Raw genomic sequence first — 24,694 nt, 5'->3', positions numbered from 1 at the left:
GCGGTAAATGAGCGCATCAAAAGCAACGATAAGAGTGAGAATGTTGTACAGAAAACTAAGGCCAAAAAGCCTTCGGTGAGCAGAGTATTATCTTGACTCACCGGGAGCGTCCATATATGGCCATGTTCTAATGGTTGCTTGTGGTATCACAAGTAAAGGCCCTTGGCGTAGCTCTAAAACACCAGGGATACAGCAAGCGCTGAGTAATGAGTATCTGAAGAAAGCAGGATTATATTCACTAAGAGATGGATGGATCGCAGTTCATTATCCTAACCAAAAAGTGAGTTAGGAGTTCTAAATGAACCGCCCTGTGCGGAGCCGCATGCAGGGTGGTGTGGGGGCTGGAGGCTAGATACCTCCGACTACCCGATTAGCCATTTACCACGCAGGTATTTGTGGTCTTTTCCCTCTGGCTATAGATACGCGATTAATTACAGCAGTATATTTAGCTATATAAATTGGATCTTTTAGCAAACCAATAGCATAAGTTTCCATATCATTTCTAGTATTAAAAACTTTATCAGCAATTAACTCAATTACATCTTTTATGTAACTAAACATCTCTTCACAAGAATCATCAGGATCTTCATTTAATTCATAAAAATCCTTACCTTCATGCACCAGTTTATTTCTTACATCGGTATATAATAAATCGTATTTCTCTAGCTTACTCTCAAATGCATTTGCAGAACCTTTAGATAATAATGCAGCAATGAAAGTTCGATGTTTCCATCCATTACCAACAGGATCAGTTAGCCCATCTAGCGTAAATACCAAGTTCAAAAACTGTGACTCAGAACCAATTGAATAGAATGATTGACGACATGATCTTAAAGCTGAAATCACCGATTTTGCAATTTCATTGTTGGTATCATTGCTATAAATATAAGAAAGATATTGAATACCTGGAACATAAAACCCATCCACTTGGGGCCCTAGCCAATTATTACTTACAGAAATAGGTCTTGATATCCCACTGAGCTCAAATGCCTTCATGTGGGTTTGCTCCATGGGAATAATATTCACAGAATAAAATCCATTGCTCATTTGCCCTGCTGGATTTGGGGTAAACTCTTTGACCTTAAATGAACTATGAGAAAACCTTACAATATCAAGTGCATGCTCAGCGAGAGCTAAACATTTATTAATAACGTAGTCATTATGATCCATTGTTTTATTGAGCCTTAGTAGATCTTTATAATTTAGATCAACTTCAAACTGAACATATTCACAGTCGAAGTTTCCATATCGCTCGTAAGGTTCTTGATCAAATTCTTTTCGACAGAAAAATGTATATTTATCTAAGTGGATTTTTTCTTGAATGTATATCTTATCCAAAGGAACAACTACGATACATTTTAATAAACGATCATCACTTTCTAAGTCTGCTAACTCGGTATTTGAATCAGATGAAATGCCTTTATCAATATCAACCCAATCAAAACACAGGATAAAATCTTCTAACATCTCTTCATTATTTCTAATGATTTTTTCATCATAAATATTAAAAGTAACACCATCCCCTTCAGGAAATTGACTAGCCCAATACCCAATTTCTCTTAGCTTATTAAGTGATATCTCTATTTCAGCTTTCTTAGTCGAAAAGCTTTCTTTATTCCAAAGTAAATTACCAGAATAGTTTTCTCTAGGGGGCAAAAACCTTGCTTTCATGCTAAATCCTATTTATGGCTAACAGCTTATTGAACGGCCAAATAAATTTAAATTCGGCAGCTTAAGTTATTGATTAATATCATCCTACATTTGCTATCTTACTGAAGTAAAGCAATTAATTATGTCTAACCGACAAAAACAAACCGTGCTTGCGCGTAAAGTAGAATTCACCTTCATTTTACAAAAAACTAAAGATAACAATATCAGACAATTACGATTTCTCAATTGATAAACCGATACAATTAAAGAACGACTGTTAATCATTTTTGTCGTAAACCAGTGAAAAACCATTATACCTGTACATAAAATCGGTACATGCCACATAAAAGTATTCATGTTGATTTTGTTTTTAACGCTTTTGATTTTTTTACATGCGCAGCATGTGATGCTTGGGGGGTAAAATCCCCCCTTTGTTCGAGGTGATTCTGCCACATCCATGAGCCATTATTTCTCTACACTTTAGAGTCAATACACAGCAAGCAACGAAGACATAGAGCCTCAGGTGCAAGCGCGGCTGTGATCGTCCATGACATGGACGTTATGGCCGAGCTTACAAGGATGTACTCGCAGCGTGTCACAGAAGCGTTTGAACTTGAGGTGATTCAGCCAAATCCATGAGCCAATATTTAGGCTACATATCTGTCCAGATACAAAGCCAGCAACGAAGGCATAGAGCCTCGGATGCAAGCGCGGCTGTGACCGTCCATGATATGGATGTCATGGCCGAGCTTACAAGGATGTACTGGCAGCGTGTCACTGAGGTGTTTGAACTTGAGGTGACTCTGCCACATCCATGAGCCAATTTAGCTACACATCTGTGCCGATACACAGCCAGCAACGAAGAAATAGAGCCTCGAGTGCAAGCGCGGCTGTGACCGTCCATGACATGGACGTCATGGCCGAGCTTACAAGGATGTACTCGCAGCGTGTCACAGAAGCGTTTGCACTTGAGGTGATTCAGCCGCATCCATGCGAGCTAGCGATATATCAAAAAGTGTCTTTAATACGCCAGTACAACATTCTGGCGCTGTCACACTCTCTACACTATCGGTTGAAACGCGGTTAGCGAGTCGAGCATAGTGGCATTACCTAACCCTTGCATTGGGGCTACGGAGGTAAATTGACCTTGTTCGCCGTGTAATGCCATGTAATTAAGCAGTACCGTTTCCACTAACAAATTCACGTTATTAGCAGACGGCGCAGACGCGGTATCGACTGACGCATCAGAGCGCATAAAACCGATTTGTTGTTTTTGGGCCATTTGCGAGGTAGTGCCACCCATTAACTGTGGCTTGCCAGATGGGTTATACACCAAAAAGAACGAGGCTCCGGTTGAAGAATTATCACCCGTCCATTCGCCTTTACCACGTCCTTCCATTGAGTCATCAATCCGGCCATTACTTGAAACTGAGCCATCACTAAACACATACAACATTAGCGGCATATTACGACGTGAAGCATACTCTAAGCAGGCTCCCATACAGCGCCCTGCTCGTAAATCGCGTAACTCACCGGTTGCACGCTCGCCTGTATGATAATCAAACCCACCCATAGTGACCGTACCCGCGCCAGAAAAGCCATTCACCACTAGCTTCATAATCGATGCTGTTTTTTGAAACTCTGATTCAGAATCAAACTCGTTAATGCCAAATATGCCACCTGGCCCCACAATATCTGGGTCTAATAACGGATTTAGGGTTGAAGGGTCGCCAAAGCGATCTGCTAAATCAGCGCTTTTAACATAACCGCAATTAACTAAATCTTTAATCACATCACCTCGGGTCACCTGGGTATTCACCGCCGCCATTTTTTGCGCGCTAATGCGTTGAATACTCTCCATTACTGCCACAGCATCACGTTGCGACAATAAACTAAATAAGTCGCCCACATCTACCAAACCGGTGACATCAGACGGTCTGTCAATTTTGGTCGGTCGCATGCTTAAATCAATAAAACTGGTTGGCGCCATTGAATTGCCGCCCGAGTCAGAATTACGCGAGCCCACCAACGGCATTAACGAGCCATTCGCGCCTGCTGCCGCAATAGCATACATAGGATTGTGTGGATTATTACCGGTGTCGTTGTCTGAGCGATTAGGGATCACTGCACCGTTAATTCTTGATGCCGTGTCTGATGAAACCTTTTCTAAAATACCGCGTAAAAACGCCGAGTCAGAATGAAATGCTAGGCCTAAATCGGTATTGATAAAATCAGACATGCCAACATTAGGATTAGCAATTGAGGGAGCCATATCACCCGGTAAACCTAACTTGTTGTAACCAGCTGTAGATAAAAAGTCTTGCTGACCACCCGCGCCGCCAACGAGCACATTTGAGCCCGCAATGTTAGCGCCACCCGCTAAATCAAAACTAATAAACGGAATTTTACCCGCACCTTGAACGCTAATGCCGCAAGAACCTCTTAATGCTTCAAGATCTGGCGACAATGCCGCATGTGCATTGTTAGGATTAGCAAACATGCTAAACAAAGATAATCCCGCAACCGCCGCACCACCTTTGTATAAACCCGTTGAAATAAACTCTCGTCGAGTCATGGGTTTACGGTGGTCGGCAAACAACAATGGACTGTCTGGATGAAGATGTTTTGGTTTAGTCATTGTTGGATCCTTTTTGTCTCTGTTTTACGGCAACAAATGCAGTGCTGTTCAGTGGTGCATGCATCAATTGAACAAAGCTCAATTGCGCGGTTGTTAATATATTTATCATCTGCGGCCCCTATTGCACTAGCATGACAGCACTGGCCAATACCGCAGCACAGGTTGATTTAGCAATGGTTCGAGTGCGCTCTGGATTACACGTACCACTGCACACCGACAAGCCTGTCACCAAACTGTCTAATTCTGCATACACATCGCTCTGGCTAGGTTGGTTACTCAATGACAATGGCATCAATTGATTGATTAATGGATTGAGCAAGTTACCTCTATCAGCCGCACTTAATGCCACGCTTGGCACCGCCGTAAAATCAACATCAGGGAACCAATTACTGCGTATGGTATTATCTTCAATTGCCGAGTCGCAGTAAGCGATTGCTAATTGGGTGATGCCCATTTGCTGTGCTGAAATAAAGGTTTCAATGTTTTCAAGACTAGGTAATTGACGTTTAACCAACTCATAAGTGGCAAACACCTTGGTTGATTGCTGCGCCACTCCGGTTAGCACACTCATGCTGTGATTAATTTCAGCAAAATTACGCACACCCACTTGAGCTGACTCAGTCGTGGCAGGCACCTCTGCAGGGGTAACAAATACGCCAGGTAGCACCACATTACTGTGCTCACCTAATTGCTCAAAGGTTAAGAAAAACTCATCCTGATTAGCGCCTTTTTCAAGCGCGATAATGGTGCCAAGTGCCGAGATAGAAAACGGCTCTGCAAGTCCCTGCCCTGCCGATACCGACAAGTCGAGATTTGCGTAGGATTGGCCTTGTGCGCTCTCTTTACCATTAATACCAATACGTAAGCCTTTTACCTCAAAGCTGTCACTCACTGGCGTGCCGTCAATATTTACAATCGCAGCATTGCTGAATAAATAACTGTAATTGTCGAACTGACTAACCTCAAACATTACATAAGTATTAGGTAAATCGATGAGATGGCTTATTGAGAACAGTAAAAAGAACTTTTCACCAACGCCCACTTCATAATTTTGCTGCACTTGCTCAGGCGCTAAAACCCGATTGTAAATAGCCAATAAGCGGACATCGCCCTGCCATACATGTTGATTAGACGCTTCACGGCCTAAAATTAGCGCAAAGCTGTCATCCCAATTTGCTAATGGGGCAATATCTTCATCAACCACATCAATCAGCTGACCGTTCACATAAATACTGCGGCCGTTAGTGGCGTTGTAAGTCATGACTACGTGCTGCAACGTCGCTTGCAATACTTCATCGGCATCGGGCGTACTTAAGGCCGGCTCACCATTGGTACTTGATGCTTCAGTTCTGAGCATAAAATCATAATTATATTGGGTTTGCCCAAGGGTAAAGTTACGCGCGTCATCACCTGCTGAATAAGTGACGATGCGGGCAGGCCCTTCTTGAGTCACATTATTGGGCGTCACCCAGGCTTCTATTGAAAACTCACCCGTTGCGGTAATTAAATCGTGCAATTTTTTGCTATTGGCGGTGCTAGCCTGCGCTTTACCATTGGTAAATGACAATCCCCAGCCGCCTAACCAATCGACATCACCCGTGAGCGTTAAATTTGCCGCAGGTGAAATACCCGAGGTGTCATAGGCAATGGCGCCCTCACCGGTTTTGAATTGGTACAGCGCAATCACGTCAGTTTCAAAACGACCACCGCTTGATGCGGTAATACCGTCGGTTAACCGTAACGATTTAGACACCACCATATCCGGTGAGATCTCATCGAGTTCAATGCCATCACTTAACGCCATAATCGCATCGCGCATTACAATACTGTCGTCTAAACAGTTACTCCAACAGTTATGAAACTCCGAACCTAGGCGAACCACTAATCGTGATTGTGCTGGGGTATCTAAATTCATCAACCCTTTTGCGGCTTCATACGCTTGCTCGATATCGTTGCTGGCAAAAAAAGGTGATTGCGCCGCTTGCACGCCTTCGCTATGGCAAGAGACACAATATTGATGCACAATCGGATAAACATGCTGGCTAAATAAACTGCTGTCATCGGGGAAGTTTTTGCTTGAACCTGGGTCTCTAATGACAGGTGCTGTTAGCTCAATAGTATTGGCTGTGCTCACGCGGTCATCAGCCCATAACTTAATCCACTGAGTCATGGTTTCGCCGCAAGCTGAATCACTGGCCAACCAACAGTTATGGCCACCAGCGACTTTACTGACTAAACGCGAAGCTTTTGGGTCGGTTAAGTCAACCAACGGGTTGGTAGCGGCATAAGCGTCGTTAACATCATTACGGCTGGCAAAATAAGGGGCTTGGTTACCTTCGGTATGACAAGCGCCGCATTTATCCTGAGTCGATATATTGTCCCACAATGACGTTTTGTACTTTTGAATATCGGCGGTTGCCGCGGCAGGGCCAGTATATACGTTAGAGGTTGGGGTTTGCTGAGCGGGTGGATTTTTTTCTACATCCCCACCGCCACAAGCACTTAAGCCAAACAATAATGAGACAATAACAAGGCGTTTAATCATTAAAAATTTCATGCCTATTCTCCCATACAATAATTGCCAACTTCAGCGAACACTCGCTTAAGCTGGTAAGCATTCTGCTTAAAAGAGGTTGTTGTTGCACTAATTTGCGCAATATCGGCCTGGCTTTCTGCATCACGCAAACATACTGACTTAAAGACTTTTTTCACTTGGCATTGTGCAAATGCATTACTGTTAGCCAGCTCTTGCCCTAACGACTTGGCGCCACTACCCTGCCCAGATAAGCTGTTATCCCAACCCAGTTTTTGATTAGGCCCTTGGCGCCAATAGTTTTGCCAATTATCATTTGGCGTCACAAAACCATAAGGGAAGCTTGTTGAGTTGATATGGTATTTACCTTGTACACGAGAGCCCGTGTCGGGATCGGTTTGACCGCTGGTGTTATAAGCAATTGAACCGCTTTCACCACTTGGGTCCTGATCGAGGTTAAATTCATACTCATAATAGGCAAATGCTTGAGCTAATGGATCCATGCCGCTGTGACAACTTGAGCAGTTATTAATAAACAAACGACTATCACCACCAGGGCTTCGACTCACATCCTGGCGAATACGGTCAGTTGAACGGGTATTGTCTTTAAGCGGTTCTAAATCGGTACATAAATGATTCATTAGGGTAAAGCGGAACATGGCGCGATTAGTGCCTAAATAAAAAAACTCTTTGGCCGCGGCGCGGCTGGTTAGCACGCCGGCGGTGGCTGACGAAGGTAAACCGTTTAGACTTGATTGCGTGGTGCGCTCAAGGCCATCTTTTAAATCAATAAATTGGTCTTCTAATGCTTGGTAATGGGCATTATCATTACGGTTATAAGCAGGTAAATTTAAACTGTTTTTGCCTACATACACCATATCAGCCTGTAAGATTTCTCTAAAATCGACATCATCTCTAACGGCACCAATGACAGTGGCAGAATAGTCATTTAATGGCGCAAAAATATCTTGTTCAATATTGGTCCACGGCGTAGCAAATAACTTAAGTGTGGTTGAATAAAATGCTGGGGTTTCCATCGCCAGATAAGCGGCTTCTATCGGTTTGCCATCATCTAATAACGTCGCCATGCTCTGTAACGTCGCTTCTGAGGCAGCAACACCGGCAATACGGTCGTGTAATTGTTTTGCCTGCTCTAAACTCCCTGCTGCCGCATTCACAGACAACAAGCTCAACACGCCAATAGTCAATGCATTAACGACGTGTTTCAGCGGCATGATTGTTCTAAAATTAGATAATAAGCTCAAGCTTGTTATCGTACGAAGCCGATCCTTCATACTGTCTCCTTGTTCACACTTGACTGCCTTGCAGTAAACTGACGTTGCGGTGCCGCACTGCTTATTTGTTTTATCAACATTCTCTTTTAATGAGCAAATGTTGTTACTCCCACTTGGTTTGAGTGTTTTTTAAGCAGTGATGGTGGCGAATGGTGCTGATTAAATCATTCAACGGGCAATATTAAAAGTTTTTATTTTGTTAATTTTTTTGACACTCTCAGCCAATAACTTGGCGCCAAAAAAGTGCCTTGAACCGTCAAAAAAAAGTATTGAAACTATTTCACAAAAAGCCTTGAAACACTGAGCCTACAAGGCAATAATGTCAAGCCTAATCGGGATTGGCTAAAACTCTTACAATAATAATGATGGTTAAGGAAAACAAATGAGGCCGACCTCAGGCTATAACATAATGATGTTTACAGTTATTGCATTGTTACTAGGATGTAATACTGAAACAGCAATTAAAGATGAACAGCCTGATCCCGTGCTTGTGGAATATCCGGTGGCGTATATCGAGCGCACTTTAGCCGCTGTCGATCAACCCCCAGCAGAATTTGACACTTTCAATCCCGCTCATTTTAATCCGGGCGCTCAGTTACTGATAAAACGTAATGCCTTTGCCGACTCACCAGCCACCAACTTAACGGCCAGTTTATTTGGTGAAGATAAGCTTATTGATATCCGTGATATCTCTGTGTCAGACGACGGCCAGCAATTACTGATGGCCATTCGCGCCCCTGAAATTGACGATGCCGACGATGATGAGCAGCCCAAGTGGAATATATGGCGTTATCGCGTTGCCGATGAAACCCTAGAACGCGTGATAACTAGCGATGTTACGGCTGAGCAAGGTGATGATTTAATGCCAAGCTTTTTGCCTGACGGCAGAATTATTTTTGCCTCAACTCGTCAGCGTTTATCGCGCGCCATTTTACTCGACGAAGGCAAACCGCAATACACTGCTTTAGATGAAAGCCGCGCCAATGAAACCTTCAATATCCATGTGATGGACCCAGACGGCAACGGCATCAAACAGCTGACATTTAATTTAAGCCACGACTTTTATCCGCTAGTGCTACAAAGCGGTAAAATACTTTATAGCCGTTGGGACCGAATGGGCGCAGACCATGGGGTCAATTTGTACCGCATGAACCCAGATGGCAGCGACAACGAACTGGTTTTTGGCTGGCATTCGCACCAACTGAGTGTCGATGGTCAAACTGAATCAATTGATTTTGTTAAACCGCAACAATTACCTAGCGGCGAGATTTTGATGTTGCTCACCTCACAAGATGATAGCGTGATTCAAAAGCGTCCTGTGGTGATTAACATTGATGACTATATTGATGCAGAGCAAGCCACTGCCACATCAGGTGCTCAGGACAATGCCATTACTGACGCCGTATTGTCTGATTTTCAATTTTCATTCTCAACAGCGTTATCCGAAACCGGTCGATTGAATCACTTATTTCCGCTTCCCGACAGCAGCCAACGTTATTTAATGAGCTGGGATTTATGCCGAGTGATAGTCAATGATGTTGTCCGTGCTTGCGGCCAGTTAACGGCTGAACAACTGGCCGATGAAAACTTGATTCAAGCTGATCCATTGTACGAACTCTGGTTACTTAATAATGCTAATAATACCCAACAATTAGTCGCGACAACGACCCTAGGTACTGTGCTAACAGAGTCGGTCGTGATGCAACCTAGCGCGCAGCCTAAAAGCTTTATTGCCGATAAAGTGGTCGGTAATGAACTCGACTCACAACTTAGCCAGGAGCTAGCAGGCTCAATCCACATTCGCAGCGTGTATGACTTTGACGGCATTGACAGTACAACCAATAGTGGTGGGATAAGCCGTTTAAGTGACCCATCTCAAACGCCTGCGGCTAATTTACCTGCGCGTTTTTTACGCATTGTTCGTGGTGTGCCCATGCCACCTGATCAGGTGCGTGATATTCCCAACACTGATTTTGGCCGCAGTAATAACCAACTCATGCGCGAAATCATAGGTTATAGCCCTATTCAACCCGATGGCTCGGTGAAAATTAAAGTGCCAGCCAACGTACCACTCGCCATCAGCGTATTAGATGCTAATGGCCAGCGTATCGGCGGTCGTCATCGCCAATGGATTACCTTAATGCCTGGTGAAACATTAGAGTGTGTCGGTTGCCATACCGCTAACAGTCAATTGCCTCACGGCCGACTAGATGCACAAGCTGCCAGTATTAACTCAGGTGCGATTGGCGGCTCTGCTTACCCTAATGCCAGCAGTAATATTATTCCTGAGCAAGGGCAAACCATGGCCGAGGCAGATGAAATGGTCAATGGCCTTGCAGAATTAAATGCGGGTCTTTCCTATCTCGATATATGGACCAACCCAGTATTGTCTGCGGTCAATCCAAGCATTGATTACAACTACAGCAATTTAGCCACGCCAGCACCAAATGGCAGCCAATGTTTTGATAACTGGACCGCGTATTGCCGCATACAAATCAATTATGTCGAGCACATTCAACCTCTGTGGGATCTTGCAAGGCCTTTTGTCGACACAGCAACTCAAATGATCGTTGCCGATAACACTTGTACCAGTTGCCACAATATTGTCGATGCCGACGGCGCAGCTCAGGTGCCTGCAGGGCAATTGTCATTAGTCAGTTCAGCGTCTAGCGACGAGCCAGCCCATTTAACCTCATACCGCGAACTGCTGTTTAACGATGTTGAGCAGGAAGAAGTCGACGGCATTTTAATCGACAGGTTAATTGAAGTGCTCGATGCTGACGGCAACGTGGTGTATCAGGTCGACAGTAATGGCGAGCTCATTCTTGACGCAGATGGTAATCCTATTCCAGTGTTAACCACGGTCAATGTACCCGCCATTTTGTCGACTAACGGCGCTCGCTCAAGCAACACATTTTTTGAGGTGATGAACAACACCACTCACCAAAACATGTTGTCGGCAGATGAGCTCAAATTGCTCAACGAATGGTTAGACATTGGCGCCCAATATTACAACACGCCTTTTTACTCACAGGACTAACAAAGCAAACGCCAACCCTCAACGTTGGCGCAATAGACTTTGCGATAAGGAATTATGCAGACTTATATACGCAACACCTGGCTGCTATTGGCACTTTTGTGCTTAAGCCCATTATTACAGGCTAACGACAACCCAAGTTTACGTATCGACGTACCTTTTGTTGAACTCAGATCTGGCCCGAGCGCGGGTTACCCTGTGGTATCGGTTATTGAAAAAAACGAGATGGTCAGCGTGTTACTTAAGCGCACGTCCTGGTTAAAAGTAAAAGACAAACGCGGTGTTGAAGGCTGGTTTCATCAAGATGATTTATTGGGCTTATCTCAAGACGGTCAAGCGATTAGCGCCATGCAAATCACTGAACAAGATGTCATAAACCGTCAATTCGACGTTGGGGTGATGTACGGCGACCTAGAAGGCGCTAACTTTTATAATTTATTTGCCGGTTATGCCTTTACTCCCGTCTTTAGCGCTGAGTTATCAGCGGGTAAAGCATTGGGTAGCATTTCAGACAGTGATGTATTTGAAGTGATGTTATTAAGTCACCCAATACCCGATTTACTTGTTGTGCCTTACATCGGCGTTGGCGCTGGGATCATTAATACCGAACCTCATAGTGTTTTAGCCGACACCGAATCACGTCGCAGCACGCTAATGAGCGCCGCTGCAGGCGTTAAATATCACCTTGCTCGTAACTTTATATTACGCGCCGAATACAAACTCTCGTTAGCCTTAACCGACCGAGATGAAAATGAAGAGATCCAAACATGGAAAATAGGATTCAGCGTATTTTTTTAATGCCGTTACTGACCGCCAGCACCTTGGCGTTTAGCGCATTAACCCCAAGCTCAGTTGCCTTTGCAGCAGATGACACACCAAACACTGTTAAAGCGGATGTAGAGCGCCGCGATGTGCTTGACGACCTGCTCGACACAGAAAATTTTGAAGTGGGTATTCAAGGCGGCATTTTGTCGATTGAAGACTTTGAGTCAAGCCCGTGGGTCAGCGCACATGTGGGTTATCACATCAGCGAACATTTTTATGTTAAAGCGCGTTACGCCCAGGCTAAAGCCGGTGAAACCAGTTTTGAAAAACTGGCCAATGCCGCGCCATTGTTAACTGACGACGAGCGTGAACTGACTTATTACGGTCTTAACATTGGCTATAACATGTTACCTGGCGAAATATTTTTCAGTAAAGATACCGTTTTTAACAGTGTCTTTTCCGTTGAGTTAGGCGGCGGCAACACAGAATTTGCCGGTGACGAGCAATTTACCGTTAACTTAACCGCCAATTATCGCGTGTTTTTAACCGACTGGATAGCGTGGGATTTAAGCATGAGTGATTACCTGTTTAACACCGAGGTTACCGGCGAATCTAAAACCACGCATAACCTCAATTTTGCTACGGGTGTGTCGTTTTATTTTTAAGTGTTATTGATGCAAAATCAGTACACAAAAGAAAAACCAAAAGGAAACTCAATGTTGTTCAGTCGATTTAGCGGTAAATGTCTTATTGCCTTAGGTGCATTGTTATTGTCGGTACAGATGTTGTCGATGCAAGCACACGCGCTCACTATTGGTGACGCAGCGCCCGACTTCACCTTAAAAAACCAGCAAGGCACTAACCTTAACTTAGCCGAACAGCGCGGTGAGATTATCTTAATCAACTTTTGGGCATCCTGGTGTGGCCCTTGCCGTAAAGAGATGCCTGTGCTGCAAAAGTTACAAGACAAATATCAAGAGTTAGGCGTGCAAGTTTGGGGCGTCAACGTTGAGCAAGAAAACCAGGCCGGTAAAGATTTTCTTGCCGATCTTGATTTGAGCTTCTCAATCTTTTTTGACCAAACCAACTCCTTGTCTAAAACCTATCAGGTTGAAGCCATGCCCACCACAGTGATAATTGATCGTGATGGTAAGGTGCGTTTTGTGTTTCAAGGTTATCAAGACGGTTATGACAAAAAATACGCCGCGGCCATTAAACAGCTGATCAGAGAGTAAATCGATGATGACATTCACCTTTTCACCTCGCCTCACCGCCTTATCGCTAAAGTGCATCGCACTGCTAAGCATTGTCGGCCTGAGCGGTTGTTCGAGCATGGGCATTGAGCCCTGGGTTAAACCCTACGAGCGTCAAAACCTGGCTGATCCAATTATGCGCATGAATCGTCACCCTAGTGCCAGCATGCATGTGGCGCACGTCCTTGAAGGGCGTGAATCAGCTCGTGGCGCTGAAGGCACCGGAGGAGGTGGTTGTGGTTGTAACTAATTTGCTTAATAACAGCGTTAAACTCTTTGCGGCACTGTGCCTGAGCATTAGCGCCTTAACTGCGCAAGCCGCTGTGCTCGATCCGGACCGCGCCGATATGCTTTATCACAGCTACGAAGGTGGCGGAATGACCATTGATGGTCCGTCCGTCATGCTGCGAAAAAAAGCCTCAGAATCGGTCGCGATTACCGCCTACTATTATATGGACAGCATTTCATCCGCCTCTGTTGATGTGGTCAGCACCGCCAGTCCGTACACCGAAAAACGCCATGAAGGCCAGGTCGGGGTTGAATACCTGTACGACAAAACCTTAATGTCACTCAATTTACGCCAAAGTAATGAAGACGATTATTTAGCCCAATCTTTTAGCATCAATGTGTCGCAAGACACCTTTGGTGATTTAACCAATCTTAATTTGGGTTTATCTTACGGCGACAACGAGATTAAGCGTAATGGCGATGACATCTTTGAAGAACAAAGCGAGCAATATCGAATTCGCGCAGGCATTAATCAAATTTTAACACGTAACCTCACAGCCAGTTTCAACGTTGAGGCCATTGCCGACAGTGGTTACTTAAATAATCCTTATCGCACCGTGCGTTATGTCGACAACAGCATTCCATCGGGTGTGGGGTATCAAGCCGAAGTCTATCCAGAAACCCGCAATTCGTTTGCGGCAAAATTATCGGCCAGTTACTTTTTACCTTACCGGGCTGCGCTGTTTTTTCATTACCGCCATTTTAACGACAGTTGGGAAATCACCGCCAGCGACGTTGAAGTAGGTTATCGTCACCCCATTGGTGACAGTTTAGAACTAGAGCTAAAAGTACGTTATTACCAGCAAACTCAAGCTGAGTTTTACAGCGATTTATTCCCCTATCGTGACGCGCAAAATTATATGGCGCGCGACAAAGAGTTAAGTGACTTTAGCGACATAACCTATGGTTTAGGGATCACCTATATGCTGCCCGCGTCGATGTCATTTGGCGATACTCGCTCAGAGGCATCCTTACAGTGGGATTATATCGACTTTCAGTACAATAATTTTAGGGACCCCACCGCAGACGGCGGAGTCGGTAGCGAACCTTTTTATGGTTTTTCAGCCAATGTGATCCGTGCCTTTGTTAGCGTGTACTTTTAATGTCTGTGTTTAACGTTATCGATAAAATATTGATCTTACAACGAAATTACCAAGGCCTTAACCCTATGACTACCGTGCGTAAATCTTGTGCATTTTTAACCCGCTTATTTGCTGTCACTGCACTGCTTACAGGCTTATTATCTATACCAGTGCATGCTGAAGACGCTAATAAAGGCGCGCTGGCATCAGAGCTTGAAGACATTAAAAGCCAGGTGCTAAAGCTCAATCGCGATTTGTTTATTTTAGAAGAAGATTTACTGTTTCCGGCCAGCACTCAAATTGCGGTTTTTGTGTCAGTTGATGTAGGGCGTTTTCTTAAACTCGACAGTGTTGAGCTTAAAATTGACGACAATAATGTTAGCGGTTTTTTATATACCGAACGCCAACGTAAGGCCTTAGAACAAGGCGGCATTCAACGCATCTATTTGGGAAACATAAAAATGGGCCCGCACCTGCTTACCGCCATTTTTACCGGTAACGATGCAGAAGGTCGTACAGTACAACGCGCCATTACCCATAACTTCGATAAAACCGATGAAACCGTAATGATTGAGCTTAAAGTTGAAGACAGTGAATCAAGCTATCGCGCTGATATCAAAGTCGAACAGTGGGTGTTGTAAATCATAATGGTCGTTATCACTGCATTATTTAAGATTAGTCTTACTCAACTAAGCAATCAATTTGCACGAGGTTTAGCTTGTGTCGTTATGCTATCTGGCAGTTTGCTCATGTTCAATACAGCAGACGTACAGGCCTCAGAAACAGTAAGCCAATCAGCAAAAACCACAGATTTAGAAGACAAGTTTTATCGTCAAGCCTTGTACTTTTACTTCGCTGGTGATTATGGGTCTGCACTGAGGCAAATTAGTTTAAATCGTCAACGCCAAGGGGTTGATTCTGATCGCAGCCAACTGTTTGAGGCAGGCCTGCAGGTTGCGATTGGATTACACGACCAAGCAACACAAACCTTAACGCGTTTTGAGCAACGCCAAGCCAATGCGGCTACCCATAACAGCAAAGCAAAATCGGCCACATCACCGCAAGAGCTACTGCTCATTGCTTTACTGCAATTAACCGAGCAACAAATTGATCAAGGCGACGTTGAAACAGCTAAGCTGACCCTAGGCAGAATAACCACAGTATTGCCTGCCTATGTTGAGCAATATCATGTATTAAGCCAATTAGCTTATTGGCCGGACACGCCGCCGTTAACCGCCCAGGTACAGCAAAAAGCCAATACAGAAGAAAACACTTTACCGACTAATTCATCTGCCGCTTACATTGCATTAAACCAAGCGTTATTGCACATGGATCAACAACAATACAACGCAGCTCACCCCATATTAATTGAGCTTAAAGAGCAGCAATGGCAGGCTCCTGAAGTTAACTTTTGGCAAAAACTGTTTAACCCTTTTGCACAGCCCGATATTTTTGACGCCAACGACGAGCTCAAACCTGAAGTGCAAGATGCCCTATTGCAACAGCAAGCAATTAACGACTACGCCAAATTACTACTGGCACAATTGTATGTAGCGAACCAACAATACGATTTAGCCTATAACGAATTAAGCGATTTCCCGCAGCAAAGTCCCTATGCCGAATCGGCATTGTTTTTGTTTGCTTATTCAGCCCAGCAGCAACAGCAATACGACATGTCATTTAAATTACTGGCGTTATTGCAACAACAATACCCTTATTCAAATTTAGCCTGGCAAGCCGCGTTGCTCAGCGCCAATCAAGTGAGCGAACAACAATCGTTAGCACAGGGCTTAACCTTGTATCAGCAAGCTGAGCAATTATATTTGCAAAAAATTGCTGAGATTAAACAATTCGGCGAGACCTTCAACGACAGCAAAAACATCATGGACTTTGCCACTAAGGCTGAAGATGAGCAAAATACCTTATTAACACCAAAGTCAGATGTACTCGCGCTTATCTTAACCCAACGCTTTAACACCGACGCCCCCTGGCTTAAAAAAGCCTTACAAGATCCTTTGCTAACAAACGATTATCAAACCCTGCTAAGCCTTGAGTTACTCAGTGACAATGTCAACACTCAGCAAGCTAACAGCCAATGGCTTAAAGACACATTAACGTTAAACCGCCAGCGTCAGGCCAAGGTGATTGAACAACAAAAACAACTGGCTTATCGCGATATGCTTCTAAGCTTAACAGCGCAAAAACAACGTATAGCGGAAGTGATCGCCCAGGCTGAAGTTGAACAAAACGCGCAGGTATTTGCCGATCCAAATCAACAACAGTGGTTAACACGGATCGACGCTAGCCAAACAACGCTTAATACATTGGCAAAACAACGCAATATAGATGATGAACAGCAACGACTTGATAGAATAAAAGGCGTGTTGCAATGGCAATTACAAGGCTCATTCCCACAGCGACTTTGGCAGCATAAGCAAAGCCTCAAACAATTAACTGAACAACTCGAATTGCTTGAGCTGCAAGCTAGTCGGTTTAGTGACTTATCCACTAATAAACGTTTGTTGTCTGACTTTGACGTGCGCCAACAACAAACACAAACCGACATCAATAAAATGACCTTTAATATCGAAGCGTTGAATCTCAAAACTAGCAGAGAAATCCGCGGCAAGATCAGTATATTTACCCAGCAACAGCAATATACTTTACAACAACTGCTTCTCACCACCCGCCATCAAATGGCCAATGTATTAGAGCAAATGTCGCAAGCTGACCGAGCACCAATAAATCCATCGCCTGCGGTTGATACAGCTTCACAAGGATCGCACTAATGTCTGCCTCATCTTATGTATCAAGCGCACTCATTGTGATGAGTGGCATGCTGTTATCGGGTTGCTTTAGCAGTGGTCAATCAGATTATACCCAGCAAGCTAAACGGGCCAGCTTGAGCGATTTAGCCAATAAAAGCACTAGCAAAAAAGTCGCCGCCGTTGAAATGAGTCAACAGCAACGAAGTGCCGCTTTGGCTGGGATTTATCAACAATTATTGACCTTAGAGCCCGATCCAGAAGTGCGTACTCATGTGGAATATCGCCTGGCGCAAATTAACACCGAATCCTTTGAAGCCCAATCTTATGCAGACTTAGGTGATGAGCTAACGGACCCATCGCAAGCTGACAGCCAAGTATTGGCCCAACTGAGCCAAAACGATGCGGCATTACAGCAATTAATTGAGCAATACCAACAGTTATTACAGCGTTATCCGCAAAGAGCAGAAAACGAGCACATTCAATATCAGTTAGCTAAAGCGCTGGATTTACAAGGTAAATTAGACGCCAGTTTGGCACAGGTTGAGTCGCTATTGCGCCAATACCCACAAACAGAGTATTTGGCCGAGCTCAACTTTAGGCGCGGTGAGATTTATTACAATTTACAAAATTACTCAGCGGCCATTCAAGCCTACAAACAGGTCTTAACCGCCAGTAATAATCAAAAATACCAGCTTAATAGCCTGTACATGCTTGGCTGGTCTGAATTTAAGCTCAACCGACTTGCCAATGCCGATAACGCGTTTTTACAAGTGTTTGAAGCACTGGTTGCTAGCCAACAAAACAACCCCGATATAGCTAGATTAACGGCTGATAATTTTGCCTTTGAAAAACTGGGCAGCCGCGCGCAAAACTTAGCTATCGATACCCAAAGAGTGCTGAGTATTTCATTAAGCCAACAACTGCAATCTCAGTCATTAGTCACTTTGGTTAAAGACAATCAGTCACTGCCTTATATTGATTTATACCAGCATGTATTATTTGCTAATTTGGCCACCTTTTTACTCGACAAAAAGCTCGACTACGATGCGGAGCTAACTTACCAGGCTTATATCGACTTTGCCCCTAATCATATTTGGGCGGCGCGATTTTCACTCGACTTGCTTGACCTTTATCAGCGTCAAGGCAAATTTGCCGCCATGCATAAGCTCAAAAATGATTATGTAAACCAATATGGCTTAAACAGCGCATTTTGGCTAAATGCTTCAACAGCTCATCAAGGTGAATTATTACCTAATTTACTGAGTTTTAGTGACGAGCACAGCCGCCGTTTATATGCCGAGGCTCAAACTCAAAAAGGCAATACTCGTATCAGTGCCTTTGCGCAAGCGGCCACTGCGTTAAACACCTATTTACAACTGGCCCAATTGCCTCAAGCTAAGCCATTACTCAGCAAAGACATTATTCATGACCAATACTTATTTGCCGACGCTAACTTTGAGGCCGAGCAATATCAAGCCGCGCTAGACAGCTATTACAGCATTGCATATAGCTCAACACCCGCTGAGGCATCAACAGCCTTAAGCCAAATCCAGCAACAATCGGCCTACGCAACTACGGTGACTATCCGTGAGCTAATAACAAAGGACAGCCAACGCAGCTCAAGTGATCTGACGCCACTATTGACCAAGCGGAATCAATTAGATAAACAATTTATCAATCAATACCCACAAGATGAACGCGCTTTGCAATTGGCCAGTAATGCCGCGCAATATTCATTTGATAACCAAGATTTCGGCGAGTTGGCATACTTTACTGATTTTGTCCTACAAGCTCATGGCATTGCACCACTGACTGCAAGCTCTAGCGCAGCACAAACGGCCATTCCCTTGTCAGACTCAGCCCGTAAACAAGTCCAGTTTGTCAGCCAACTTTATGCCAACAGCCTTTACCAACAAGCGCAATATGTTCAAGCAGAAGACGGCTATGTTCTAGCGTTGCAATACACAGATAGCGGCAGCAGTGCCTGGACAGAAATGCGTAACTTGCTCGCATCAAGTATTTACTTCCAGGCGCAAGCCGTTAAACAAACCGAGCCTCAATTAGCGGTTAGCCAATTATTACGCGTCGCGCAAGTGGTACCAGAATCAAAATATGCGATGAACGCCGAACTCGACGCCGCGAATTTATTGCTTGAACAACAACGCTGGCAAGAAGCAGTAGACGTATTAAAGCCATTTCAAAGCCAACATCCAAACCATGAGTTTAGTGCGGCCATTCCAGCAAAGTTAGCTCAATCTTATGAAGCATTAGCGCAGTGGGATTTAGCCGCAGAGCAGTTATTAATTATTGTGGCTAACGAGCAACCGGGAGCATTAAAGCGTGAGGCACAATACACCGCTGCTGAATATTATTTAAAAGCGGGCGATCGCGGTAACGCTCTTACCACCTTTAGACACTATGCAAAAACCTACCCGCAACCGTTTGATGTGGCTCAAGAAGTACGCTTTAAAATGAGCGAGTTTTATCGCCAAAGTGGTGAAGCCAACAAACAATATTATTGGTTTAGGCAAATACTCAGCTTTGATCGCCAGCAACTGCAAAGTGATGCAAACGCCATTCAAGCACGCCAGGTCGAGCTAGCCTCAATTGCTGCATTTGCCCTAGGCAAAGCTGAGCAACGCAGTTTTGCGGCGATTAAGCTCAATGCGCCACTGCAAAAAAGCTTAAAAAGCAAACAAGACGCTATGAAAAAAGCCATTGGTTATTATCAACAAGTGCTCGACTTTCAATTAGCTAAATATGTGCCACATGCTACTTATAATTTGGCAGAAATGTATCGTCAACTGGCAAGCGACATGATGAATTCTCAACGTCCGAGTGATTTAGATGAGTTAGCTTTAGAAGAATATGAGATTTTACTTGAAGAACTTGCTTACCCATTTGAAGAAAAAGCCATCGACATTCACATCAGTAACACCCAGCGGGCATGGGAAGACATTATTGATCAATGGATAGACCAGAGCTTTCTGCGTCTAGCAGAGATGTCACCTGCCCTGTACCAAAAATCAGAATTAACACACGAGGTTATCGATGCGATTCATTAATTCATTATCAACCTCATCACGCATGCAAAGCGCATTACTTGGGTTGTTCAGTGTGGTTTTATTAGCAAGTTGCAGCTCCGCGCCAAACAGCAATAATTTGAGTTCTCAAACACGCTCTGAACCTTCAGTGAATGCGGCGGATAAAGACATTGTCGATTTAGTCAATTTGAATAGCAAAGGTGCTAATAACAGCCTAAGTGATATTGCTGGTAGCACAGATACACGCAATGCCTACCTGGAGCAAGCGCCGCAACGCTTAGCCGAAGTACCCGCTGCGGTATTAGCACAATACCAACAAGCCATTAATGCAATGAAAAACCAGCAATGGCAAAGCGCCAATAGCCTGTTTGACGACGTTATCGCAGCCCAACCGCAGTTGTCGGGCGCTTATGTCAACAAAGCCCTTATCGCTATTAATCAACAAGCGTTTGCTCAAGCTGACACTTTGTTAGAACAGGCGATTAAAGCCAACAGTAATAATCCATACGCGCACCAAATTAAGGCCAACCTTGCCAGAAAAAATGGCCAATACGCTCAAGCTGAGCAAGGTTATATCAGCGCATTAACACTGTGGCCTCAGTATCCACAAGCTCAACTCAATTTAGCGATTTTATTAGAGCTTTATCGCGGTAAATTATTACAAGCAAGGCAGTTTTATTTGGCTTATTTAGCCAATCAACCAGACGATGAACAGGCAAAACGCTGGCTTGCTGGCGTCGAAATTAAAATTAAACGTGCAGGGTTAACCCTACCCGGTAACACCAACGGAGCAGGCTAAGATGAACACAATAAAAGTGCTGCAACGATTACCTTTGATGTTCATTTTGGGGGCTATGGCGATTCAATCTAGCTCAGCCAATGAGGTCGACACAAACAACATAACGCCTGCGGCTAGCCCATCAAAAACGACGAGCTCTGCGGCTGCAAATAACAAACCTGTGGTGATCCAAAGCCAAGTGACGGGCTCTCAAGAGCAGCCTAAAGTGCTGTACATTATGCCGTGGCAAGGAATAACCAATCCAATAGATATTAATAACAAAGATATGCGGCTCACCCTACCTCAATTTAAACCCATTAACCCCAAAGCATTTAGGCAACAGGTGAGAGACTTTGCCAATAGCAGCAAAAACAGTAAGAAATAAATAGATAGCCCTGAGTCACTACGCATTACATTAAAAACAGAATCAACAGCAAACAAAATAACTGAGCCCATGAAGCCATCAATGCTATGAGCTCAAACAACAAAAATAGAAGGAACATCACATGAGTTTTACCGACCATATCATTGCGTTTTTACAAAATGGTGGCCCATTTATCTACCCTATCGCGTTAGTGTTAGTGGTCGGGTTGGCCATTACCATTGAGCGCTGGTTATATTTAAGCTCAGCTCATCGCACCAACCAGCAAGCCTTCGCGCTGATAAAAAATGCGCTAAAAACAGGTGATATCAATACCATTAGTCAACATGCGCAAAATCATAAAGCGCCAGTATTTGACGTATTGCGCTCAGGTATTGCGCGTATCTCAAGCGCGAGTCGCCGTGAAGATGTTGAATACGCCATGGAAGAAACCGTGATGGAATACATGCTGCGCCTTGAAAAACGCACGCCCTTTATTGCCACACTGGCGAATATCGCCACGTTACTCGGTTTGTTAGGTACCATTATGGGCTTAATTGCGGCGTTCTCGGCCGTTGCCAGCGCCGACCCAGCTGAAAAAGCCAACTTATTATCTTCAAGTATCTCAGTTGCAATGAACACCACTGCATTTGGTTTGATCACCGCTATCCCACTGATTTTATTTCACTCGAGCCTACAAACTAAAACGGCCACCATTGTTGACTCAATTGAAATGGCAGGCATCAAACTGCTTAATTCGTTGTCATTTAAGCAGCAAACGGATAACAACCGAGGCTAATGAGTATGAGACGCCACCGTCGCCCAAATACCCAAGATGCAGAACTGGATATCACCTCATTTATGAACTTAATGATCGTGTTAGTACCCGTGTTACTGCTGAGTTTGGTGTTCTCACAAGTGCGCATTCTTAACTTACAGCTACCGGTATTGTCAGAAGCTGAACAAGCACAAGATGAACTAGAACCCAAAATACTCGAATTGGTGATTACCCCTAGCCGCTTAACCCTTAACTATCCGGCGGGTATGGCACTTAAACAATTTGACATAACAGAGACAGGCTACGACTTCGCAGCACTGTCGGTGTACCTGCAAGATTTAAAGTTAACGTTTCAACAGCAAGGTATTGAGAAAAACGACATCGTACTACTGCTCGACCCAGCAATAGACTATCAAACCATCGTGTCGGCCATGGACACAGTGCGATCGTTTAAAGCCGTAGTTGCAGCTAATTTGGTTGATGCTGAGTTATTTCCAATGATCTCGCTTGGTGATGCTCCCGCTGTTAGTGACTCAGGGGCACAGGTCACTATTGGACAACCAATAGGAGCTAAGCAATGATGAAACAATCGGCCAGAAGCCGCAGATTAGTTAAACATCACAAGCGCCTAAAAGCAGGTAGCAAGCTGAACCTTGTCGCCTTAATGGATATTTTCACGATTTTGGTGTTTTTCTTAATTGTGAATCAGTCTGAAGTGCGCGTATTGCAAAATATCGAAAAGCTCAGCTTGCCAGTCTCTGTAGCTGAAACCTTGCCCGTTGAAAACCTTGTTATCACAGTTATCGCCGACACAGTGTTAGTACAAGATCGGGCTATATGGCAAAAAAGTGAAGATGGACAAGGACTCACTGAACAAGAAAACCCTGAGTTTATTAACTCCTTAACCACCGAGCTGACCTATCAAGCCAGTAAACGTACAGACCTGAGTGAAACCGAACAACAAAACGGCCGCGCAGTCACCATTATTGGCGATGCGGCAACACCTTATGTGGTGTTAAAGCAAATAATGGCAGCCTGTGCAGCAACCGGTTATCGTGATATTTCGTTAGCGGTTGAACAACAAGCTAAACAAGCCGATGGGGAGAGCTAACATGAGTGCTGCGACCCTTGGAACAACTCAATTTAATCAGCACACCAGTAATAGCTTCAATGATTTAGGCGACTTATTTAAACCCAGTAAACAAGACAAACTGTTTAAACAGATTTTGTGGCTATTGCTGCTGGTTTATTTGGTGTTTGCCGTTGTCGTGCCAATGCTTGAACAAGTTGAGCTGCCGCGTGAAGTGAAAGAGCAAGTGCCGCCACAACTGGCGAAAATCATCTTACAAGAAAAGCAGCTACCACCACCGGTTAAACCTGAAGTGAAGCCACCAGAGCCTGAGCCTCTGCCTGAGCCAGAACCGGCTCCGCCAGAAGAAAAGGTCGTCGAGAAACCGGTAGAGCCCGTGGTAAAACCTCAAGTTGTGCAGCCCACAACCCGTGAGGCAGCCAAAGAAAAAGCCAGCACATCAGGCTTAGCCGCCATGAAAGATGAACTATTTTCAATGCGCGAAGCTTTTGATGTTACCCCAACGGCGCAGCGTAAGCTTGACCAAACCACCAGCCAAGAAGTCAAAGTAAAACGTGACCTATTAGCTGGGGCGGCCAATAAGCAAACCGACAGTTTGGCAAAGTCAGCCATTAGCCAAACTGTATCGTCAGGGGCACTTAGCGGTAACGAAACTCAACAAATTCGTCTCGCTAAAGAGGAAGTGTTAGCCAGTCAGGGCGCCGCAACAGAAAAAGCCAGCCAGGCCAGTCAAGGTGGGCAACGATCTGAGGCGGCATTAAGGCGCACATTAGAAGCGAATAAATCTCGGCTTTATTCACTCTACAACCGCGCCTTAAGAAAAGATCCGTTCTTAAAAGGCAAAGTGATGTTTGAAATTGTCATTCAACCCAATGGCAGTATCAACAAGGTGACCATTAAATCTAGCGAGCTAAATGACGCTAAATTAGAGCGCCAGTTAACCTTGGTATTACGTTCAATCACTTTCCCAGCTGAAAGTGTTGCCGTAATGACCACCATTTGGGCCATCGACTTCTTCCCAAGTTAATCAGCGTTACCCGCTGACTTTAGGCAATAAAAAAGCAGGTGATGATAGTCTCATTACCTGCTTTTTTTATCTGTAATATTTTTTAGACATTACCAATGCCTCATACATTAATACCGACTAAACACCCTCGGCATACATAAATATCACCATCAACATCGCTTTAGGCACTCATTCATGTTGGTATGCTAATGGCTGCTTGAGAGCGGTCTATTATCGCGAAATCAAACAATTTATTTACATGGTTCACGCTTTTTAGTCTCGGGTGATTGTATCGAGGTGAAACCTCAGGTAATCTGCTTGTTCTTAA

19 protein-coding genes and 1 pseudogene are annotated in these 24,694 nt (G+C 44.4%); 16 read left to right on the top strand and 4 right to left on the bottom strand.

Going from position 1 to position 24,694, the window contains the following annotated elements; translation table 11 throughout:
• Positions 1 to 133: 133 nt before the first annotated feature.
• Positions 134 to 289 (top strand): annotated as a pseudogene (locus tag ACROAE_RS16245) (group II intron reverse transcriptase/maturase); the annotation flags it as partial.
• Positions 290 to 378: 89 nt separating this feature from the next.
• Here ACROAE_RS16245 and ACROAE_RS16240 read toward each other — a convergent pair.
• From ACROAE_RS16240 to ACROAE_RS16225, 4 genes are all read right to left on the bottom strand, one after another.
• Complete coding sequence (locus ACROAE_RS16240; protein WP_432403615.1) at positions 379 to 1,671, bottom strand: hypothetical protein; 1,293 nt, start codon at positions 1,669 to 1,671, stop codon at positions 379 to 381.
• 1,039 nt (positions 1,672 to 2,710) lie between these two features.
• Positions 2,711 to 4,288: a hypothetical protein gene (locus tag ACROAE_RS16235; protein WP_432403613.1), complete on the bottom strand. Its 1,578-nt coding sequence runs from the start codon at positions 4,286 to 4,288 to the stop codon at positions 2,711 to 2,713.
• Positions 4,289 to 4,406: 118 nt separating this feature from the next.
• On the bottom strand, positions 4,407 to 6,845 hold the full coding sequence (locus tag ACROAE_RS16230; RefSeq protein ID WP_432403611.1) for a LamG domain-containing protein: 2,439 nt from the start codon (positions 6,843 to 6,845) through the stop codon (positions 4,407 to 4,409).
• Between the two features lie 2 nt (positions 6,846 to 6,847).
• Positions 6,848 to 8,116: a hypothetical protein gene (locus ACROAE_RS16225; protein WP_432403609.1), complete on the bottom strand. Its 1,269-nt coding sequence runs from the start codon at positions 8,114 to 8,116 to the stop codon at positions 6,848 to 6,850.
• A gap of 409 nt (positions 8,117 to 8,525) precedes the next feature.
• Between ACROAE_RS16225 and ACROAE_RS16220 the strand changes: the two genes are divergently transcribed.
• The 15 genes from ACROAE_RS16220 (at position 8,526) to ACROAE_RS16150 (ending at position 24,387) form a co-directional block, all read left to right on the top strand.
• On the top strand, positions 8,526 to 11,156 hold the full coding sequence (locus ACROAE_RS16220) for a hypothetical protein (RefSeq protein WP_432403607.1): 2,631 nt from the start codon (positions 8,526 to 8,528) through the stop codon (positions 11,154 to 11,156).
• Between the two features lie 54 nt (positions 11,157 to 11,210).
• Positions 11,211 to 11,951 carry an outer membrane beta-barrel protein gene (locus ACROAE_RS16215; protein ID WP_432403605.1) on the top strand — a complete coding sequence of 247 codons (741 nt, stop codon included), beginning with the start codon at positions 11,211 to 11,213 and terminating at the stop codon, positions 11,949 to 11,951.
• On the top strand, positions 11,921 to 12,583 hold the full coding sequence (locus ACROAE_RS16210) for an outer membrane beta-barrel domain-containing protein (protein ID WP_432403603.1): 663 nt from the start codon (positions 11,921 to 11,923) through the stop codon (positions 12,581 to 12,583). Before ACROAE_RS16215 ends, ACROAE_RS16210 begins: the two co-directional genes overlap by 31 nt.
• A 51-nt stretch (positions 12,584 to 12,634) precedes the next feature.
• On the top strand, positions 12,635 to 13,153 hold the full coding sequence (locus ACROAE_RS16205; protein WP_432403601.1) for a TlpA family protein disulfide reductase: 519 nt from the start codon (positions 12,635 to 12,637) through the stop codon (positions 13,151 to 13,153).
• Between the two features lie 7 nt (positions 13,154 to 13,160).
• A complete protein-coding gene (locus ACROAE_RS16200; RefSeq protein WP_432403625.1) occupies positions 13,161 to 13,421 on the top strand; it encodes a DUF4266 domain-containing protein in 261 nt (86 codons plus the stop codon).
• Positions 13,408 to 14,562 (top strand): DUF3570 domain-containing protein, encoded by a 1,155-nt coding sequence (locus ACROAE_RS16195; RefSeq protein WP_432403599.1) that lies wholly within the window; start codon positions 13,408 to 13,410, stop codon positions 14,560 to 14,562. Before ACROAE_RS16200 ends, ACROAE_RS16195 begins: the two co-directional genes overlap by 14 nt.
• Positions 14,562 to 15,182: an AraC family transcriptional regulator gene (locus ACROAE_RS16190; RefSeq protein ID WP_282109931.1), complete on the top strand. Its 621-nt coding sequence runs from the start codon at positions 14,562 to 14,564 to the stop codon at positions 15,180 to 15,182. Before ACROAE_RS16195 ends, ACROAE_RS16190 begins: the two co-directional genes overlap by 1 nt.
• Before the next feature lie 108 nt (positions 15,183 to 15,290).
• Positions 15,291 to 17,330 carry a tetratricopeptide repeat protein gene (locus ACROAE_RS16185; RefSeq protein ID WP_432403597.1) on the top strand — a complete coding sequence of 680 codons (2,040 nt, stop codon included), beginning with the start codon at positions 15,291 to 15,293 and terminating at the stop codon, positions 17,328 to 17,330.
• On the top strand, positions 17,330 to 20,374 hold the full coding sequence (locus ACROAE_RS16180) for a tetratricopeptide repeat protein (protein WP_432403595.1): 3,045 nt from the start codon (positions 17,330 to 17,332) through the stop codon (positions 20,372 to 20,374). The genes ACROAE_RS16185 and ACROAE_RS16180 overlap by 1 nt, the downstream gene beginning before the upstream one ends.
• Positions 20,361 to 21,152, top strand: a complete 792-nt coding sequence (locus ACROAE_RS16175) for a tetratricopeptide repeat protein (protein WP_432403593.1) — start codon at positions 20,361 to 20,363, stop codon at positions 21,150 to 21,152. Before ACROAE_RS16180 ends, ACROAE_RS16175 begins: the two co-directional genes overlap by 14 nt.
• 1 nt (position 21,153) lies before the next feature.
• Entirely contained in the window at positions 21,154 to 21,516 is a 363-nt protein-coding gene (locus ACROAE_RS16170) for a hypothetical protein (protein ID WP_432403591.1), read from the top strand.
• Between the two features lie 121 nt (positions 21,517 to 21,637).
• Positions 21,638 to 22,291 carry a MotA/TolQ/ExbB proton channel family protein gene (locus tag ACROAE_RS16165; protein WP_160054681.1) on the top strand — a complete coding sequence of 218 codons (654 nt, stop codon included), beginning with the start codon at positions 21,638 to 21,640 and terminating at the stop codon, positions 22,289 to 22,291.
• Positions 22,292 to 22,296: 5 nt separating this feature from the next.
• Positions 22,297 to 22,851 carry a biopolymer transporter ExbD gene (locus ACROAE_RS16160; protein WP_432403588.1) on the top strand — a complete coding sequence of 185 codons (555 nt, stop codon included), beginning with the start codon at positions 22,297 to 22,299 and terminating at the stop codon, positions 22,849 to 22,851.
• A complete protein-coding gene (locus ACROAE_RS16155) occupies positions 22,848 to 23,381 on the top strand; it encodes an ExbD/TolR family protein (RefSeq protein WP_432403586.1) in 534 nt (177 codons plus the stop codon). Before ACROAE_RS16160 ends, ACROAE_RS16155 begins: the two co-directional genes overlap by 4 nt.
• Before the next feature lies 1 nt (position 23,382).
• Positions 23,383 to 24,387, top strand: coding sequence for an AgmX/PglI C-terminal domain-containing protein (locus tag ACROAE_RS16150; protein ID WP_432403584.1), 1,005 nt, complete (start codon positions 23,383 to 23,385; stop codon positions 24,385 to 24,387).
• The last annotated feature ends 307 nt before the right edge of the window (positions 24,388 to 24,694 follow it).

The sequence above is a fragment of the Shewanella sp. MF05960 genome, assembly GCF_050849305.1.
Classification (GTDB): Bacteria; Pseudomonadota; Gammaproteobacteria; order Enterobacterales; family Shewanellaceae; genus Shewanella.
This window is presented reverse-complemented; position numbering and strand designations above follow the sequence as displayed.

Coding starts and splice junctions, on each gene's coding strand:
- ACROAE_RS16215 (WP_432403605.1), top strand. CDS start 11,211: ATGCAGACTTATATACGCAACACCTGGCTGCTATTGGCACTTTTGTGC.
- ACROAE_RS16220 (WP_432403607.1), top strand. CDS start 8,526: ATGATGTTTACAGTTATTGCATTGTTACTAGGATGTAATACTGAAACA.
- ACROAE_RS16210 (WP_432403603.1), top strand. CDS start 11,921: ATGGAAAATAGGATTCAGCGTATTTTTTTAATGCCGTTACTGACCGCC.
- ACROAE_RS16200 (WP_432403625.1), top strand. CDS start 13,161: ATGACATTCACCTTTTCACCTCGCCTCACCGCCTTATCGCTAAAGTGC.
- ACROAE_RS16175 (WP_432403593.1), top strand. CDS start 20,361: ATGCGATTCATTAATTCATTATCAACCTCATCACGCATGCAAAGCGCA.
- ACROAE_RS16150 (WP_432403584.1), top strand. CDS start 23,383: ATGAGTGCTGCGACCCTTGGAACAACTCAATTTAATCAGCACACCAGT.
- ACROAE_RS16235 (WP_432403613.1), bottom strand. CDS start 4,288: ATGACTAAACCAAAACATCTTCATCCAGACAGTCCATTGTTGTTTGCC.
- ACROAE_RS16170 (WP_432403591.1), top strand. CDS start 21,154: ATGAACACAATAAAAGTGCTGCAACGATTACCTTTGATGTTCATTTTG.
- ACROAE_RS16185 (WP_432403597.1), top strand. CDS start 15,291: ATGTTCAATACAGCAGACGTACAGGCCTCAGAAACAGTAAGCCAATCA.
- ACROAE_RS16205 (WP_432403601.1), top strand. CDS start 12,635: ATGTTGTTCAGTCGATTTAGCGGTAAATGTCTTATTGCCTTAGGTGCA.
- ACROAE_RS16160 (WP_432403588.1), top strand. CDS start 22,297: ATGAGACGCCACCGTCGCCCAAATACCCAAGATGCAGAACTGGATATC.
- ACROAE_RS16240 (WP_432403615.1), bottom strand. CDS start 1,671: ATGAAAGCAAGGTTTTTGCCCCCTAGAGAAAACTATTCTGGTAATTTA.
- ACROAE_RS16230 (WP_432403611.1), bottom strand. CDS start 6,845: ATGAAATTTTTAATGATTAAACGCCTTGTTATTGTCTCATTATTGTTT.
- ACROAE_RS16165 (WP_160054681.1), top strand. CDS start 21,638: ATGAGTTTTACCGACCATATCATTGCGTTTTTACAAAATGGTGGCCCA.
- ACROAE_RS16180 (WP_432403595.1), top strand. CDS start 17,330: ATGTCTGCCTCATCTTATGTATCAAGCGCACTCATTGTGATGAGTGGC.
- ACROAE_RS16190 (WP_282109931.1), top strand. CDS start 14,562: ATGTCTGTGTTTAACGTTATCGATAAAATATTGATCTTACAACGAAAT.
- ACROAE_RS16155 (WP_432403586.1), top strand. CDS start 22,848: ATGATGAAACAATCGGCCAGAAGCCGCAGATTAGTTAAACATCACAAG.
- ACROAE_RS16225 (WP_432403609.1), bottom strand. CDS start 8,116: ATGAAGGATCGGCTTCGTACGATAACAAGCTTGAGCTTATTATCTAAT.